This window comes from Mesorhizobium sp. M1C.F.Ca.ET.210.01.1.1 (assembly GCF_004791585.1).
In the GTDB taxonomy this organism is placed as follows: domain Bacteria; phylum Pseudomonadota; class Alphaproteobacteria; order Rhizobiales; family Rhizobiaceae; genus Mesorhizobium.
Window position 1 is genome coordinate 1 of record NZ_SRUU01000200.1, and the last position, 296, is coordinate 296.

Below are 296 nucleotides of genomic sequence, written 5' to 3' on the forward strand. Positions count from 1 at the left end.
GGCGAACCTGCCGAAAGACCTGGCCGCTGTGCCGCGTAAAGTTTTCCCGGCCGAGAAGGACATGACCGATGGCGAGCTCGCCATCGCGGAAGCGCTTCAGCGCGGCGCCACCAGCCTGGTGCTGGCCGGCGCCTTCGGCGGCAAGCGTGCCGACCACGCCTTCCTGCATCTGGCGCTCGCCGTCCGCCTGGCCGAGGCCGGCATCAGCGTGCTTTTGACCAGCGGCGCGCAGGAGGGCATCCCCCTTCTGCCGGGCAAGGCCGGCTTCGACTATGCCGACGGCACGCTGGTTTCAG

1 pseudogene is annotated in these 296 nt (G+C 69.6%); it reads left to right on the forward strand.

The features are described 5' to 3' along the window. Window positions 1-296, forward strand: a pseudogene (locus tag EN853_RS33570) (thiamine diphosphokinase); the annotation flags it as partial.